The 612-nt window shown below is 53.6% G+C and carries 3 protein-coding genes; 2 read left to right on the top strand and 1 reads right to left on the bottom strand.

The genetic code is table 11. From position 1 onward, the window contains the following. Positions 1–248, bottom strand: a 248-nt coding sequence (locus NW820_RS13330; protein ID WP_414381283.1) for a CRISPR-associated endonuclease Cas1, incomplete at its 3' end; no start/stop codon positions are given. On the opposite strand from NW820_RS13330, the gene NW820_RS13335 reads away from it, so the two are divergent. After that, entirely contained in the window at positions 129–416 is a 288-nt protein-coding gene (locus NW820_RS13335; protein ID WP_041436213.1) for a hypothetical protein, read from the top strand. The genes NW820_RS13330 and NW820_RS13335 overlap by 120 nt on opposite strands. Positions 417–429: 13 nt before the next feature. Next, positions 430–612: hypothetical protein (locus NW820_RS13340; RefSeq protein WP_414407769.1), on the top strand; the 183-nt coding region annotated here is incomplete at its 3' end.

Consider the following 612-nt stretch of genomic DNA (forward strand, 5'->3'; position numbering starts at 1 on the left):
TACAAACTGCTTGTAGGTCTGCACCTGCCGGTTGATGACGGCCCAGCACAGTACCCCATGTGGGAAAGATAGGCGATGGGGATGTTGCGCTCTAGGCAACTCTGGATCAGTTGGGTTGTGACTTGGGCATGGCCAAAGATCAAAATCTGATCCAAGTGGGGCAATTGAGCCTGTTGAAGAACAGCTCCAGCCCGTTTGACAACCAGGCGTTCCTGGTCGAGGCTGAGGTAGCAATCCTGTTGGGACACATAGAGTGTTCTACCCATGAGGCCACTCCCAGAAGCCTAAAATTGAAGCTGAGGTGGGAACAAAACGGGGTCTTCTTCAAGTTAAAAGTCAGGCCCAAAAATGCTGTAAGGGAAGATGCGAATGGCGAAAAAGCAGAGCAGGGTTTCTGGTGTGGGATCCGTTCGTGACGGTGCGCTCCTGATGAAAGATCTGCAAACCCTGAGACACTACGGCATCTTTGGGGATCTGGTGTATCGTTGGGGCTACTATCTCGGCTCTAGCACCATGACCGAAGTGGAGTTCAACGCCGCCCTCAGCGAGGGGATCCCAAAGCCCAAGAGGTCTTTCAGGCCCAAAAGCCGCGGTTCGGTTGACGCAGACGAG

This window comes from Synechococcus sp. R55.7, from assembly GCF_047461955.1.
Taxonomy (GTDB): domain Bacteria; phylum Cyanobacteriota; class Cyanobacteriia; order Thermostichales; family Thermostichaceae; genus Thermostichus.

What these genes read in the sequence shown, in the direction of transcription:
- NW820_RS13335 (WP_041436213.1), top strand. Translation starts at nt 129, where the DNA reads ATGGCCAAAGATCAAAATCTGATCCAAGTGGGGCAATTGAGCCTGTTG.